The organism is Streptomyces sp. NPDC004134 (assembly GCF_042874195.1).
Lineage (GTDB): Bacteria > Actinomycetota > Actinomycetes > Streptomycetales > Streptomycetaceae > Streptomyces.
In genome coordinates this window covers 1-15,396 of sequence record NZ_JBIAMS010000044.1, presented here as the reverse complement: position 1 = coordinate 15,396, position 15,396 = coordinate 1, and the positions used below count along the sequence as shown (strand labels likewise).

At 73.6% G+C, this 15,396-nt stretch carries 12 protein-coding genes and 1 riboswitch; of the genes, 4 read left to right on the top strand and 8 right to left on the bottom strand.

Annotated elements, in window-relative coordinates:
* The first annotated feature begins 43 nt into the window (after positions 1-43).
* Positions 44-409 (top strand): VOC family protein, encoded by a 366-nt coding sequence (locus tag ACFYVJ_RS34060; protein ID WP_388900155.1) that lies wholly within the window; start codon positions 44-46, stop codon positions 407-409.
* Between the two features lie 204 nt (positions 410-613).
* Here the strand turns inward: ACFYVJ_RS34060 and ACFYVJ_RS34055 are convergent, their stop codons facing one another.
* From ACFYVJ_RS34055 to ACFYVJ_RS34020, 8 genes are all read right to left on the bottom strand, one after another.
* Entirely contained in the window at positions 614-1,735 is a 1,122-nt protein-coding gene (locus ACFYVJ_RS34055; RefSeq protein WP_388900153.1) for a M23 family metallopeptidase, read from the bottom strand.
* Between the two features lie 11 nt (positions 1,736-1,746).
* Positions 1,747-1,922, bottom strand: a riboswitch (cyclic di-AMP (ydaO/yuaA leader).
* Positions 1,923-2,145: 223 nt separating this feature from the next.
* Complete coding sequence (locus tag ACFYVJ_RS34050) at positions 2,146-3,510, bottom strand: PP2C family protein-serine/threonine phosphatase (protein WP_388900150.1); 1,365 nt, start codon at positions 3,508-3,510, stop codon at positions 2,146-2,148.
* Between the two features lie 351 nt (positions 3,511-3,861).
* Complete coding sequence (locus tag ACFYVJ_RS34045) at positions 3,862-5,133, bottom strand: cytochrome P450 (protein WP_388900148.1); 1,272 nt, start codon at positions 5,131-5,133, stop codon at positions 3,862-3,864.
* Positions 5,130-6,623, bottom strand: coding sequence for a cytochrome P450 (locus ACFYVJ_RS34040; RefSeq protein WP_388900145.1), 1,494 nt, complete (start codon positions 6,621-6,623; stop codon positions 5,130-5,132). The genes ACFYVJ_RS34045 and ACFYVJ_RS34040 overlap by 4 nt, the downstream gene beginning before the upstream one ends.
* A complete protein-coding gene (locus tag ACFYVJ_RS34035) occupies positions 6,620-7,318 on the bottom strand; it encodes an ATP/GTP-binding protein (RefSeq protein WP_388900142.1) in 699 nt (232 codons plus the stop codon). The genes ACFYVJ_RS34040 and ACFYVJ_RS34035 overlap by 4 nt, the downstream gene beginning before the upstream one ends.
* Positions 7,299-7,667, bottom strand: a complete 369-nt coding sequence (locus ACFYVJ_RS34030; protein ID WP_047017380.1) for a DUF742 domain-containing protein — start codon at positions 7,665-7,667, stop codon at positions 7,299-7,301. Before ACFYVJ_RS34030 ends, ACFYVJ_RS34035 begins: the two co-directional genes overlap by 20 nt.
* Positions 7,664-8,101 (bottom strand): roadblock/LC7 domain-containing protein, encoded by a 438-nt coding sequence (locus ACFYVJ_RS34025; protein ID WP_101422646.1) that lies wholly within the window; start codon positions 8,099-8,101, stop codon positions 7,664-7,666. Before ACFYVJ_RS34025 ends, ACFYVJ_RS34030 begins: the two co-directional genes overlap by 4 nt.
* On the bottom strand, positions 8,098-9,951 hold the full coding sequence (locus ACFYVJ_RS34020; RefSeq protein WP_388900139.1) for an ATP-binding protein: 1,854 nt from the start codon (positions 9,949-9,951) through the stop codon (positions 8,098-8,100). Before ACFYVJ_RS34020 ends, ACFYVJ_RS34025 begins: the two co-directional genes overlap by 4 nt.
* Positions 9,952-10,407: 456 nt before the next feature.
* Here ACFYVJ_RS34020 and ACFYVJ_RS34015 point away from each other — a divergent pair, with 456 nt between their 5' ends.
* Genes ACFYVJ_RS34015 through ACFYVJ_RS34005 form a run of 3 tightly spaced genes read left to right on the top strand, consistent with a single transcriptional unit; the run spans position 10,408 to position 13,769 of the window.
* The gene (locus ACFYVJ_RS34015; RefSeq protein ID WP_388900136.1) at positions 10,408-11,967 is read left to right on the top strand and encodes an arylsulfotransferase family protein; all 1,560 of its coding nucleotides are present in this window, start codon (positions 10,408-10,410) and stop codon (positions 11,965-11,967) included.
* Between the two features lie 42 nt (positions 11,968-12,009).
* A complete protein-coding gene (locus ACFYVJ_RS34010) occupies positions 12,010-13,053 on the top strand; it encodes a type III polyketide synthase (protein WP_388900133.1) in 1,044 nt (347 codons plus the stop codon).
* Positions 13,054-13,109: 56 nt separating this feature from the next.
* On the top strand, positions 13,110-13,769 hold the full coding sequence (locus tag ACFYVJ_RS34005; RefSeq protein ID WP_388900130.1) for a sulfotransferase family protein: 660 nt from the start codon (positions 13,110-13,112) through the stop codon (positions 13,767-13,769).
* Positions 13,770-15,396: the final 1,627 nt, after the last annotated feature.

Genomic DNA, 15,396 nt, shown 5'->3' with positions numbered 1-15,396 from the left:
CGGCTTCCCGGCGGTGTCCTTGGGCCGTGGCAGGGTGGCCGCCATGGACGCCTATGTCAGGAACATCGTGCTCGACTGCGCCGACGCACGTCAGCTCGCCGACTTCTACACGCAGTTGCTCGGCATGCGGGTCATCCGCAACGACTGGATGGTGATCGCCAAGGACGAAGACAGCTTTCCACGGCTGGCATTCGAGGAAGTCGACGGCTACCGGCCGCCGCTCTGGCCCGACCTCGATCGCACCTACCCCCAGCAGATGCACATCTGCTTCGGCGTCGACGACTCCACCGCCGCGGGCGAGCTGGCGCTGCGGCTCGGAGCCACGCGACTCTCCGAAGCCGGTGGCAGTTGTCCGGTGTTCGCCGATCCCGCCGGGCATCCGTTCTGCCTCTGCGGGCCCGGGGAGTAGCTCCCGGAAAGGTGCCGACGGCCCTGGTGTCGGGGGGTCGGCCACCAGGGCCGCCGGCGGTCTCGGTGCGCGCTCGGACGCCACGGGGGAAGTTGCGTTCGGGCACGCCGGAGACGTGGGAGAGGGGTTTATGGGGGCTTGCGGTCCGTGCGGCGGGTGCCCGTCCCGGCCGCGGGGGCCGGGGCGCTGGGCCCGCCGGGTGGATCAGACCGGGGCGCCGTTGTTGCGCAGCCAGGCGAGGGGGTCCACTGCGTCCCCGCCGCCGGGTCGTACCTCAAGGTGCAGGTGCGGGCCGGTGACGTTGCCCGTGGCGCCTACGCGCCCGATGACGTCGCCGGTCGTGACCTCGCCGGAGGACTGGATGATGGAGGACAGATGGCAGTACCAGACCTCGGTGCCGTCCTCGAGGGTGAGGACGATGCGGTAGCCGTACGAGCCGGCCCAGCCGGCCTCGGTGATCGTGCCGCCGTGCACCGCCTTGACCGGGGTGCCGGTGGAAGCGGCGAAGTCCTGGCCCGTGTGGCCCGCGGCCCACATGTCGCCGGACTCGCCGAACGTCGAGGTGAGCGTGTAGTTCGCGACCGGGGCGACATAGCTGGCGGCGAGCTTGGCGAGGCGCTCCTCCTCCGCCTTGCGGCGGGCCTCCTCCTCCGCCTTGCGGCGGCGCTCCTCCTCCAGTTGGCGCTGGCGCTCCTCTTCCTGCGCCTTCGCCTCGGCGGCCTCCTCGGCCGCCTGCTTGGCGGCCTCGGCCTCGGCGGCCGCGCGGGCAGAGGCGTCGGCCTCCGCCTGCTGCTGCTCGGCCTGCTCCAGGATGCGGGCCCGCAGGGCCTCTCCGGAGTCGGCGGGCTGGTTCGCGGTCTCGGTGTCGCCGGCGTAGCTGACCTGGGTGAGCGGAGCCGTGGTGACGACCGTGTCGGAAGCGGGCTCCTGCGTGCTCGGCATCAAGTCGCCGACGCCCGGCAGGCTCTCCGCGTCCGGGAGTTGCGCGCTTATCTGGCTCGCGACGGCGTCGACCTGGTCGGGCATGGATATCGCGACCGGGGGCTTCTCCTGCGCCGTGGCCATGCTGCCCGCGCCCACGGCGGCGAAGACGCCCACGCCGAGTACGGCACCGCTGCGCGCCATGCTGCCACCGCGCTGCCGGGGGAGGCGCCGGCGGCCGCGGGAGGGAAGGTCGTCCTCGGGGAGGACTTCGTCGACCGGCTCATCGGCGGCGTAACCGGCGGGCGCATACCCCTCGGGGGCGTAGCCGCCGGACGCATAGCCGTCGTAGCCGTAATCGTCATGGCCATGGCCGTAGCCAGGCTCAGACCTGTAGGACGCCACGAAGGCGTACTCCTTTCCTTCCTTCTCGCCTACCGGGTTAGCTGACGGGTTCGGAGCAGGAAGGTCTCCTACGGGCCGCCTCCTGGCGGAGGTTGGCCCGATTCACCCCAAGGTGGTGGTTCCCCGGTTCCCTAGGTGTTGCCGTTGCTGCAGTTGTGACGCTTGCGGGATTCGGCGACGGCGCACGGTGCCGCCTCTTGCGACGGCAGTGACGACCGCGCTGCGTTACCGCACGCTAGCGGACGACGGCGTTCGATTCCAAGTCGTTCCCGTTATTGAGTTGTGCTTTACCGCGGACGATCCGGGCATGTACCAGCGGAAACGGACAAGTTGACGGCCTGATTACGCGCAGTGAGGTCCGGTCGTTAGCTGATCGTGCATCAGTTGTTATGCGGAGGGGCGCTATTCCACTACGGAGCGTATACAGGCGCGGCCGCGTCCGGCGGCTCTCCGAACGGTGCACGGGAGCGCGCGAGGGCGAACAGCGCCATGTCGTCGGCGATCATCCCGCCCGTATAGCGCGTCACATCGTCCAGGAGGGTGTCCAGCAGTTCGTGCGGGCCGTCGAACAGCCGGCCGTCCAGCCGGGGCAGGGGATCGTAGAAGACGCCCGCCTGGTTCCGCGCCTCCGTCACGCCGTCCGTGAACAGGACGAGCGCCGCGCCCGGCGGGAACGCCACCTCCATCAGCTCGTCCGGCCACGTACCCAGGTCGCCCATGCCCAGCGGCAGCGCGTGCTCGCGCGGGTGCAGCGTGCGTGCCGCGCCGTCCGAGCCCAGCAGCACCGGCGCCGGATGGCCGCGGTTGAGCAGCCGCAGCGCGCCGCCCTCGCGGTCGACCTCCGCCAGCACCGCGGTCGTGAACCCCTCCACCCGGTCGAGCCCGCTGCGCCCCGTCTCCTGGCGCTGCAGCGCGCGTTCCAGCCGCCGCGCGACCCCGGCGAGCCCCGCCTCCTCCTCGGCCGCCTCCCGGAAGGCGCCGATGACGACCGCCACGGACTCCACCGCCTCCAGCCCCTTGCCGCGTACGTCGCCGACGATGCAGCGCACGCCGTACGGGCCCTCCTGCACGGCGTAGAGGTCGCCGCCGATACGGGCGTCGGCGTCGGCGGCCTGGTAGCGGGCGGCGACCCGCAGCGCGCCGAAGCCGTCCGGCGGGTTCGGCAGCACGGCGCGCTGCGCGGCGACGGCGACGTGGCGGGCGGAAGTCAGCCGGCGGTAATTGCGCTGGATGAGGAGGTTGATCACGACCGCCAGGACGCCGAGCACGACCTGCGACACCATCTGGGTGAGCGCGTCGGCGTTCGTGGCCGTGCCGTTGAGGATTTCGAGCGCGACGTCCACCACCAGGGCGGCCACGGCAACGGCAACGGTGCCGCGCAGGGTGAGCAGCGCGGCGGCGACCAGCGGGGTGGTCTCGAAGACCGGCGAGGACCTCAGCCCCTCCGGCGTGAACCAGAAGAACACCGACCCCACGACGATCAGCGCGGCCGGCAGCCACCGCAGCGCCCACCTGACCCGGCGCTCGCCGCCGGTGGCGTCGGGGCGCCGGGACCGGGCCGCCAGGTCCAGCGCGCCGGCGCCGACGCGGTAGGCCCGCCCGTTCTCGTACGGACCGCGCCCCTCGCCGTACGAGCCGCGCTCGCCGTACGAGCCACGCTGGGCGTCGCGTGAGGCGCGGCCGTCGCGTGAGGAGCGGTCATCGTGCGAGTTGCGGCCCTCGTCGTGCGGGCCGCCTTCACCCTTACCCGCGCCGTCCTCCCGCACCGGCTGCACCTGCCCTCTCCTGCGCTGCCCTTCCTGCGCTGTCCTCCCCGTGCGGCCGGCACGCGGGCCCGTGCCGTCGTCCCTCAGGGTTCCGCGTCCCGGGCGGGACAGCGACCGGGCGGGGCCCAGGCGGGTTACAGGAGGCATTTCGGGCGTCATGGCGGCCAGGGTGGGACGGGTAGAAGCGTCGCGGACCAGCGGACCGCACGCAGAGGGTACAGCCGAACGGGTATAGGACCGCCCGGCTCCGGCGCGCGCGGCGCCCGCGCGCCCCTCAGCTCCCCCGGCGTCCCCCGCGCCCCCGGACGGATGAGGCCATCCGGCAGGGCGCTCAGGCGGCGTCAGACGGCTCGGGCGGCGTCAGGTGAGGCGTACCGGGAAGGACGCCAGGTCGTTCTGCGTCAGCACCGGAAGGTTGCGCAGCTCGCCCAGCGGCGCCGCCGCCCGCAGTTCCGGGAACCGGGCGAAGAGCGCCGGCAGCGCCACCGCCGCCTCCAGCCGCGACAGCGCCGCGCCGGGGCAGATGTGCGGCCCGTGCCCGAAGGTCATGTGCCGGATCGGCGTCGCCCGCGTGACGTCGAAGACGTCCACGTCCGCCCCGTGGTGCCCGGCGTCCCGCCCGATCGCGCGGTACGAGATGACGACGCCCTCGCCCTTCTCGATCACCGTGCCGGCGATCTCGATGTCCTCCGTCGCGAACCGCATCAGCAGGTGGGTCACAGGCGGGTCGTAGCGCAGTGCCTCCTCGATCGCTGTCTCCCACGTCACCGTGCCCTCGCGGACCATGCCGAGCTGCTCGGGGTGGGTCAGCAGTCCGCGCACGGTGGTGAGCAGGAGCGTGATCGTGGTCTCGTGCCCGGCCGCGATCATGGACTTCAGGTTGCCGACGACCTCTTCCTCGGTCAGCGGCTCGCCGCCCTCGTCGGCGAGGATCAGCGCGCTCGTCAGGTCGTCGGCGGGCTCGGCGGTCTTCTGCCGCACCATGTCCGTGAACACGCGGTCGAGTTCCGCCATCACCGCGAGCCGTTCGTCCTGCGGCGTGAGCATGGAGAAGAAAGCTTTCCACAGGCGCATCTGCCGCGGTATCTCCGATTCCGCGACGCCCATGAGCGCGCAGACCACCCGCATCGGCAGCGGCTGCGCGAAGACCTCCTTGAGGTCGACCACCCCGTCGCCCGCGGCCGCCGCGGCCGCCAGGGAGTCCAGCAGTTCGGCCGTCACCCCCTCGACCACCGGCCGCAGCGCGTCGAGCCGCCGCGGCGTGATGGCCTGCGCGGTCTTGGCGCGCAGCCGCCGGTGCTCGGGGCCGTCGACCGTGAACATCGACCGGCCCGGGTCGACCATCCCGATCAGCGGCCACTCCGCGGTGACCTCGCCGGTCTGCCACAGCCGCCAGGCGCCGATGTCCTTGACCAGCCGGGCGTCGGTGAGCAGTTGGCGGGCCTCGGCGTGCCGGGTGACGGTCCACGCGGGCGCGCCGAGCAGTTCGATCCGGGTGAGCGGGGCGGCGGCGCACAGGAGCGCGGTCTCGCCCGCGAGGTCGCGTACGAGCGGGTCGATGGCCAGCGGCCCGGGAAGGTCCCCGGAGCCGGTCGGGACGGCGGCTGCGCCGGCGGCGTGCGGGCAGTTCACGGATGACCTCCTGCAGCGCGTACGGGGGTGAAGGTGACCGGCAGGGCGGTCATGCCGCGCAGGAACGCGGACGGCCGCCGCACCAGCGTCCGGGCCGGCACGGACAGGTCCAGGTCGGGCAGCCGGTCGAGGAGTACCTCGAGGCCCGTCCGGGCGATGATCTCAGCGATCTCCTGGGCCGGGAAGGGGCAGCGGAAGTCGCCGTAGCTGAAGGCGAAGTGGGCGCTGTTGCCGGCCTGGGCGGGTACCCCGGCGCCTCTGTACCCGTATCCGCCGCCCGTGCCGCCAGGACCGCCCAGGGCCTGCTGGATCTGCGGGTCGTCGTTGGCGGCGGCGAGGCCGAGGAGCAGCAGGTCGCCGGCGCCGACGGGGCGGCCGCCGAGCTGGGTGTCGCGGGCTGCCCAGCGGCCGACGAGGATCTGCGTCGGGGTGTCCTCCCACAGCACCTCGTTCATGGCCTGGCCGACGCTGTGCCGGCCGCCGCCGAGGGCGGCGGCGAAGCGGTCGTCGGTGAGCATGAGGCGGATGGAGTTGCCGATCCAGTCGGCGGTGGGCAGGAAGCCGGCGGCGGTGGTGTCCTTGAGGTCGAGCATGACCTCTTCGTCGGTGAAGTGCATGGGGTCGGCGAGCATCTGCGAGGTGACGTCCTGGCCGGGCGCGAGCCGTTTCTCGGCGACCAGACGGGTCATGTGCTCGACGAAGGTCTCGTACGCCTTGAGCGCGCCGGGTCCGCCGTCCGCGAGTTCGTTGAGGACCTGGGCGAGTTGGCGTCCCTGGGCGTCGGGGAAGCCGATGAGGCGGGCGAGGACGAGTACGGGGAGGGGGACGGCGTAGTCGCCGACGAGTTCCGCGCTGCCGCGGGAGCAGAAGGAGTCGATGAGCCGGTCGGCGAGCTGTTCGCAGTGCCGGCGGAGGTCGAAGGGGTCGACGCTTTCCAGTGCGGCGCCGACCATGACGGCGTGTCTGCGGTGGTCGGCGGCGGAGGCGGTGAAGTGGATGGACGGCATGACCTGGCCGACCATCGGCAGCAGTGGCCAGTCGGGCGGGATCTTCTCCCACTGGTTCCACAGCCCGCGATCCCGTGGGAAGAGTTCGGGGTCGGAGGTGACCTGGTGGAGTTCGCGGTAGCCGATGACGAGCCAGGCGGGGATGTCGCCGGGGAGTTCGACGGGGACGACGGGGCCGTGGTCGCGGCGCATCTCGCGGTAGAGGTCGCGCGGGTCGGTGTGGAAGCGGGGACCGCTGAGGGGTACGGCCCCGGCGGCGCCGGCGTGCGCGGGGCACCCGGAGGGGGGTGCGGCGGCAGCGGGGGGCGGGTGCGTGCCGGGGGGCGCGTCGGGGTCGGCGGGCGCAGGCGCGCCGGCGCCGGGGGGCGCGGGCCCGTCGGCCGGCGCACCCGGCGCAGGGGCCTCGCTCAGCGCGCCCGTGCGCGGTTGCGCCTGGCTGCTGCTCCCCTCATGTGCGGCCTGGTCGTCGGAAGTCGGGGTCATGTCGCGGTCTCCGGTGCGGTGGGGACGGTGGCTGCGGCGGAAGCCGCGGCGGCGGTCGCGGCGGCAGCGGTGGCCGTACCGGCGGCGAGCCGCTGCAGGTGCTCGACGAGGGCGATCAGCACGCCCTTGCTGGACTCGCGGGACCGCGCGTCGCAGTCGACCAGCGGGACGTGCGGGTCGAGGTCGAGCGCTTCGCGCACCTCCGCGCCGGTGTAGGGCGGGCCGCCGAAGTCGTTGCGGGCGACGATGAACGGCGTGCCGTGGTGCTCCAGCCGGTCGATGGCGTACCAGGAGTCGGCGAGCCTGCGGTGGTCGACGAGGACGATCGCGCCGAGCGTCCCGGAGAACAGCCGGTCCCACAGGAACCAGAAGCGTTCCTGCCCGGGCGCCCCGAAGAGGTAGAGCACGGTGCGCTCGTCCAGGCTGATCCGCCCGAAGTCGAAGGCGACCGTGGTGGCGGTCTTGCCGGGTACGGCGCTGCGGTCGTCGATGCCGCGGCCGGCGAGGGTCATCGTCTCCTCGGTGTTCAGCGGCCGGATGTCGCTGACGGAGCGGACCATGGTGGTCTTGCCGACGCCGAAGCCGCCGACGATGACGATCTTCAGTCCGTTGTCCGCGGTACGGGCCAGGGGGGCGCGCCCGGCCGCGCCGCCCGGCGCGGGGGTCGCGCGGGGGTCAGAGGTGGCGGAGTCCAACGAGCACCTTCTCCAGAGTCTCGGGATCGGCGAACCGGACGCCGCCCGGCGTGCGCGGGGGCGCGTACCGCGGGTGGCGGGCGGTGATCCGGCCGGCGGCCAGCAGGTCGGAGAGCAGGATCTTGGTGATGCCGACGGGCAGTCCGAGGTCGGCGGACAGTTCCACCACGGCGGTCGGGGTGCGGCAGATGCGCAGGATCGCGGCGTGCTCCGACTGCATGCCCGGCGCCGGCTCGTCCTCGGCGACCACCAGCGTGACGAGGTCGAACTCGTCGCTGGCGGGCCGGCTGCGCCCTCCTGTCAGGGTGTACAGCCGGTCCGGGTCGTCGTCCCGGCCGGGGCGGGTCATTCCGCCGCGACCCCCTCGGCCGCGGGTACGGGCCCGCGGGCCGGGGCGCTGAGGTGGTCGCCGAGCTGTTCGACGAGTTCCAGCATGTTGTGCCCGACGAGCCCGGGGTCGGCCGTCTCGGCGGCGATGACGGCGACGTGGCTGCCGGAGCCGGCTTCGGCGATGAAGAGGATGCCGCCGTAGAACTCGGTCATCGACTGCCGTACACCGCCGCTGCCGTCGCCGAACTCGACGGAGGCGCCGTGCGACAGGCTCTGGATGCCGGCCGAGATGGCGGCGAGCTGGTCGGCGCGGTCCTCGGAGAGTTCGGGCGTGTGGCAGAGCTTGAGCCCGTCGCGGGAGAGGACGAGGGCGTGCCTGGCGCCGGGCGTGCGCTCCAGCAACCCCTCCAGCAGCCAGGTCAGCCCGGTGGCCTCGGCGGGAGATTGGGTCATCGGTCGTCCTCCGAAGATGAAGCGGCATTGCGTGCGGGGGGTGCGGTGGAGGGGGCGGGGCCGTCGTCGGGCGCGGCGGGTTCCTCGCGTTCCGCGGGTCGGTCCGCTGGTACGGGGGCTTCGGCGCGTGCGCCGTCGTCCTGCCGTACGTCGTCTGCGTCCTGTACGGCGTCTGCGTCCCGTACGGCGTCTGCGTCCCGTACGGCGTCTGCGTCCCGTACGGCGTCTGCGTCCCGTACGGCGTCTGCGGCCGCTACGGCGCCCGCGTCCGGTACGTCGTCGGCCCGGCCGGTGTCGCGCTTGCGGCCGTTGACGGCGGCGACCATGGCGCCGCCCGCCGGGCCCGCGCCGCCCGCGGTGTCCGCGCCGCTCTCCTGGCCGGTCACCGCGCGCCGGAAGGCGCCGAACCGGGCGGCGGATCCTGCGGGTTCGAGCCGGCGCCGGGACCCGGTGCCGTCACCGGCGGCACCCTGGTCGCCGGTACCCGTGCCGGTGCCCGTGCCCGTGCCCGTACCGGCGGCCTCGCCCGGCGCGCCGGCGTCCGGCACCCCGCCGGGGTGCGCGCCCGCCAGCGTGCGCCCGCGGCGCCGCCGCGGCAGCGCGGCCATCGCGAACGGGTCGTGCCCGCCGTCCCCCGCCCGCTCGTCGGCGTCCTCGCCCGCGGCGACGTCCCGCTGCCGGGGCAGCGGGAGCGGCGTGCTGCCGGTGTCCTCGGTGGGCATGGGCAGGGCCGGTGTCCGTACGGGCTCGCCGGGCCGGGCGCGGGAGATCAGCTCCTGCGGGATCATCAGCACCACGCCCGTACCGCCGATGGCGGAGGGCCGGAACGAGACGGTCAGCCCGTGCTTCTGCGCGAGGTGCCCGACGACGGGCAGGCCGAGCCGGGTGCCGGTGAGCGTGGACAGGTCGGTGGCGGTGCCGGAGACGGCGCGCTCGGCGCGGCGCTGCGCGGCCTCGCTCATCATCAGGCCGCTGTCCTCGATGGTGACGACGGCGCCGGCGGGCACCTCCGAGACGTAGACGTGCACCTCGGTGGTGGGGGGTGAGAAGTTGCAGGCGTTGTCGAGGAGTTCGGCGAGGGCGTGCATGACGCCCTCGGCGGCGTGTCCTGCGACGGCCACTTCGGAGACGGCCCGTAGCCGTACGCGCTGGTAGCCGGCGATCCGGCCCATGGCGCCGCGCAGGATGGACTCCATGGTGATCGGCTTCGCCCAGCGGCGGCCGGTGCGGGCGCCACTCAGCACGGCGATGCTGTCGGCGACGCGGCCCGCCTGCGCGGTGCGGTGGTCGAGGTGGAGGAGGTCGCCGAGGACGTCGGCGTCGCCGTGGCGGTGCTCCATCTCGCGCAGGTCGGCGAGCATGCTGGTGGTGATGGCCTGCATGCGTCCCGCGGCGTTGGCGCAGGAGGCCATGGCGGCGGCCCGGCGGTTCTCGCTGCGCCGCGCCTCTTCCGCGACCTGCTGTACGGCGCGCCGGTATGCCTGGTTGTCCAACTGCGGGGCGGCGGCGAGCGCTTCGTCGACGGGTGCGCCTGCGGCGATCTTCCGCAGGACCTCGGGTACGACGCGGTCGGCGAAGGCGGCGGCGGCGCCGGCCGCGGCGGCGGCGCGTTCGTCGGCGCGGGCGGCCTTGGCCCGGTAGCCGGCCGCGGCGGCGACGGCTATGCACAGCAGGACGGCGGCGGCGCCACCGGCGTAGACGATGTGCCGCGTGTGGTCCTCGGGTCCCGCGAGCGCCGCGGCCAGGACCGCGACGGCGGTCGCGGGCGCCGTGACGAACAGGGCCGACAGCGGTGCGGGGAGTCGGGAACGCGAGGCCCGGGGCGGGGCTGCATCCTGGTGCGCGGTCATCGACGGGCTCCTCCGGGCAGGTGGCCTGTCCCAGGTCGGGTGTGTGCGCCGGGTTGAGCAACGTGCTCGCAGGTGCTCAAGTCGCCGACACTATAGGGAGTTTCCTCACCACACCAGCACACCCAGAGGACCGTTTGCAGCACACCTGTGACAAGAGATGTCCGCCCCGGTCAGGGCGGCTTCCGGAGGTCCCGCCGCGGCGATCGTGACGGCCCTGTCACCGCCGGTCGGCTAGAACGTAGGACGCCCAAGATCGCCCGTACGCCCCCTGCGGCAACGGCGTCCAACTGCTCAACGGCCCTGGTCAGCAAGCCTTTGCGGCGTCACCACGCTGTAACCGCGCGCTTGTTACAACGTTTGAGCAAGATCGCTGATCAAGCAGCCACGCGGCGCCACCACTTGCCGTACGACGGCCGCTCAGCGCTCCGGACCCTCCACCCGACGGGAGACCTACGGATGACCCGTTTACCCCGTACGTACGCGACGTTCATGCTCTGCGGAATCACGGTCGCCGCGCTCACCGCGGCGGCCCCGGCCACGGCCGCCACCGCGCGCCCCGCCGACTCCGGCACCACCACCGACGGCACCACCACTGACGGCACGGCCGCCGACGGCTCGGCCGCGCCCGGCTCCGCCGCCGACCAGGCCGCCGCCGCCGACGGCGAGGCACCGCCCGGGCTCGACGTGCTCAAGCGCAGTCAGGGCATGGCCCCCGGCCTCCTCTTCCTCACCCCCCAGGGCCGCCACGAGACGCCCCGCGGCCCCCAGATCGTCGACGACCGCGGCCGCCCGGTCTGGTACCACCGGATCCCCGCGGGCTTCGTCGCCGCCGACTTCCAGGTCCAGGAGTACCGCGGCGAGAAGGTGCTCACCTGGTGGGAGGGCGAAAGCTCCCCCACCGGCACGGGCTCCGGCACCGGTTACATCGCCGACGAGAACTACGACATCATCGCCACCGTCAAGACCCCCGACGCGGGCGAGCGCACCGACTTCCACGAGTTCCGCCTCACCCCCGACGGCACGGCCCTGATCCTCAGCTACCGCGACGAGCCGTACGACCTCACCCCCGTCGGCGGACCCAAAGACGGTCAAGTCCTCGACTACGTCGTGCAGGAGATCGACATCGCCACCGGCGAGAAGGTCATGGACTGGCACAGCCTCGACCACATCCCGATCACCGACTCCGACCGCCGCTTCGACCCCGGCATGCCGGGCCCCTTCCCGTACATGCACCTCAACGCCGTCAGCCTCGACCACGACGGCGACCTCCTCTTCTCCGGCCGCGAGACCAGCACCATCTACAAGGTCGACCGCGAGACCGGCGAAGTCGTCTGGCGGCTCGGCGGCAAGCGCAGCGACTTCCGCCTGGGCGCCGGCGCCCGCACCATCGGCCAGCACAACATCGAGCCCGCCGGCGAGAACACGTACCGCGTCTTCGACAACCAGAACATGGGCAGCCCCGGCTACGAGTCGCGGGTCGCGTGGCTGCGCATCGACGAGCAGCGGATGACCGCGGAGCTCGTACGCCAGCAGGTCCACCCGGACCGGCTGACGACAGGGCTGGAGGGCAACAGCCAGGCGCTGCCCAACGGCAACACCTTCGTGAGCTGGGGCTCCCCTTCCGGCCGCATCTCCGAGTTCTCGCCCTCGGGCCGCCTCCTCTTCGACAGCACGCTGCCGAAGGACATCAGCAGTTACCGGGGCTACCGCGCCCCGTGGAAGAGCACGCCCGACACCGCTCCCGCGGTCGAGGTGAACGACGCGGTCACCGCCGTCGACGCCGTATGGAACGGCGCGACCGAAGTCAAGGGCTGGCGGGTGCTCGGCGGCGAGACGCAGTCGCGGCTGCGCCCCGTGGCGCACGCCGGGTGGAAGGGGCTCGACACCGAGGTGCACCTGCCGCCCGAGGCCCGCGGCATCGACTACGTGAAGGTCCAGGCCCTCGACGCGCGCGGCCGGGTCATCGGGTCCTCACCGGTCGAGGCCGTCGACGCCACCGCATCCCCCCACAACTGACAGAAGGCCGCCGACGCCTCACAGAGTCAGGAGAAGAACACGATGTCCGAAGCGCGGATCGTGGCTGTCACGTTCCGGACCCCACCGCTGGTCAAGATGGAAGAGTTCGCCAACCTCGTCGCCGCGGACCCCGGAGGCGACACGGTCGCCCAGGTCATCCGGAACTCGGCGATCACCACCAAGGGCACGGCCGTGAACGCCCTGCTGGAAGACCCCCGCCGCTGGACCACGCGCCGGCGGATGGACCGCAGCCTCACCGAAGCACGCCGCCTCGGCCGCAGCACCGTCACCGCGGCACTCGCCGAGGCCGGCCTGCACCCGGAGGACGTGGGGCTGTTCGCCACCGTCACCACGACCACCCACTCCGCCCCCGGCCTCGACGCCCTCGCCCCGGAACTCGGGCTGCGCCCCGACGTCGAGACCCTGTCCCTCGGCCCGATGGGCTGCTACGCCGCGGTGCCGGCGGTGTCCGCGTGCGCGCACTGGGTCGCGGTCAAGCGGCGCCCGGCGGTGCTGCTCGCGGTCGACCTCTTCTCGCCGCACGTGCAGCCGCCCCCGTACGACAAGGAACAGGCCGTCGTCCTCACGCTGTTCGGCGACGGCGCCGCGGCGGTGGTGCTGCTGCCGCGGGAGGCGGGTGAGCCGGGCGGCGTCGAGGTCGTCGACTCCGAACAGCTCACCGCGCCGGCCCACGCGGACGACCTCCAGGTCCACATGGGCGACAACGGGCTGCGCATCAGGCTCAAGCCGTCCATGCCGGACGTCGTCGCGGGCTCCGTCGCGATACCCGCGCGGGCGCTGCTCGCCCGGCACGGGGTCCGCTGGTCCGACGTCGCGTGGTGGGCCGTCCACCCGGGCGGCCGGCGCATCCTCGACCGGGTCGACGAGGCGCTGGGCCTGCCGGAGCGGTCGATGGCCACGGCGCGGGAGGTGATGCGGGAGTACGGCAACACCGCGGCCCCGGCGGTGCTGGCGGTGCTGCGCCGGCTGCAGACGACGCGGCCGCTGGCGGCGGGTGAGCACGGGGTGGTGCTGGCGTGCGGGCCGGGAGCGACGGTCTGGGCGCTGCTGCTGCGCGGGGCGTAGGGGCACGAGGGACACGTAAGGACACGGAGAAGGTCGGAAAGCGAGAGGAGAAGATGATGCTGGAAGTCATCGGCGCGGGAGTCGGCCGTACGGGAACGCTGTCGCTCAAGACGGCGCTGGAACGGCTGGGCTTCGGCCCGTGCCACCACATGCTGGGCCTCTTCGAGGACCCGGAGCAGATCCCGATGTGGGAGGCGGCGTCGCGCGGCGAGCCCGTGGACTGGCAGCGGGTGTACGCGGAGTACCGCTCGACGGTGGACTGGCCGGGTGCCCGCTTCTGGCGGGAGATAGCGGGGGCGTTCCCCGAGGCGAAGGTGGTGCTGACGGTACGGGACCCGGAGAGCTGGTACGCGAGCGCGGCGGGCAGCATCTACGCCACGGCGGTGGCCCCGCCCCCGCCGGACGTGGGCGAGGGCTTCGTGCGGCTGCGGGACATGTCGCTGGAGGTGATCTGGGACGGCGTGTTCGACGGCCGGTTCACGGAGAAGGAACACGCGCTGAAGGTCTTCGCGGAGCACGAGGCGGCGGTGCGGGAGGAGATACCCGCGGACCGGCTGCTGGTGTTCCGGGTGAGCGAGGGCTGGGAGCCGCTGTGCGAGTTCCTGGGAGTGCCGGTGCCGGACGAGCCGTTCCCGAGGAGCAACGCGCGGGGCGAGTTCGTGGACGAGGTGAGGGAGCGCAGCGCGGCGGCAGGCGGCGGAGACGCCGCGGGGTGAGACGGAACGGCGGGACGCGGCGGGGGTGATACTCCTCCGATCACCGCGACGCGACCGCGGCGGCAGGGGCCTGGAGGGCATTGCTCTTCGGGCCCCTGTCGGGTTTGGGGCGGGAGGGGGAAGGCGGGCTGCGGGGGGCGGGCAAGTCGGGGGCAGGGGGCGGCGGTACGGGGGGCAAGCCGGAGGGAGGGCGCGCCGAAGCGGGACCAGAGGACCCGGGAGGCGGGACTGCCGGGGGCGGGCAAGCCGGGGGCAGGGGGCGGCGGAGCGGGACCAGGGGCCGGGGCGGAGGACCCGGGAGCTGGGAGGACCCGGGGGCTAGGGAACCCGGGCCGGGCGGCAGAGAGCCCGGTGGCGGCGGCAGAACCCGGGGGCGGCGGAACTGTGGGCTGGCGAAGACCGAGCCGGAGGGCGGGCCGGGGGCGGCGGAGCCGTGGGAGGGCGGAGCCCGAGCCGGGCGGCGGGCCGGAGCCGGGCCGGAGACCCGGCGGCGGGCGCAGCGGCGCCAGAGGCGGGGCCGGGGCCGGGGAGGCAGGGCCGGCCGGCCGTTTCCGCCGAGGGAGCCGCGGACGTGGGCCGACCCGCCGGACCGGGGCTGCCCGATCACGGATTGCCCCAGGTGGACGGGGGGCCGGAGTCGGGGCGTGTGTTCTCGTATACGAGCCGCCGGACGGGGGTTTGGAGCATTGGGCCCCCCTCGAACGGAGACCGGCTCGCACGACAACCGAGGTCCGGCCCAGCGGCGATGATCCGAATCCATCGGCGATAGGCCCTCGCCCCCACCTGAACCGAGCCGGAAGCCGGGACCGCGATGACCCGATCGCCCGATGACGGCATCCAGACGGAGATTCGGCGCCGCAACTCGCGGTAACCCGCCCCAAAACCATCCCAAATCACCCAGCAGACCAGACTTTCGCCCACCCACGCGCACCCACCGGCCCCAGGCAGTCCCGAGTGACTGCAACCGAGAGAAACTCGCGGCAACACCTCCACCGAACCAGGACAAACCACCCCCACAGGTCGACTTTCGCCCATCGACGTGCACCCAGCCGCCAGCAGGCCCGGCAGCCGCCGTTGGCGGCCTCCGGGCGGAGAGATTGGGTCGTAACTCGCGGTAACACCCCCGGATCCGGCCCGAATCGGGCCCCGGAACCCGACTTTCGCTCAGCGGCACGCACGCACCGGCACCCCGACGCCGCTCCCCCGAAGCCGATCTCCCCCGCGAACGCGGGTCACGCCGGCCCCGTACGACGCCGCCACTTGCGGATGGCCCGGGCCCGCCCCCGTGCAATGCTCCAATGCCTCGGCCCCGCACTCCGCCCACCCTGCGAACCACCCCCCGGCCTCAACCCCGTAGTCCGCCCAGCCCCGCGAACACCCCCGGCCCGGGCCCCGCACGCCCCGTGGACACCGCAACGGCCCGACCGGCCCGGGGTTCCACTCCCTGCGCCGGGCGCATCGGCGACGGAGCGCAGCCGTCTCCGGCTCCCGCCCCCGTCCAGCGGGGACTTCGGCGACGAGGCCCGGCCCGCCTCCGGCCTTCGCCCCACGTCCGCCGGGGCAACGGCGATCAGGGCGGAGCCCGGCGAGCGGCAGCCGCCCCACGTCCGCCGGGAACCTCAGCGAT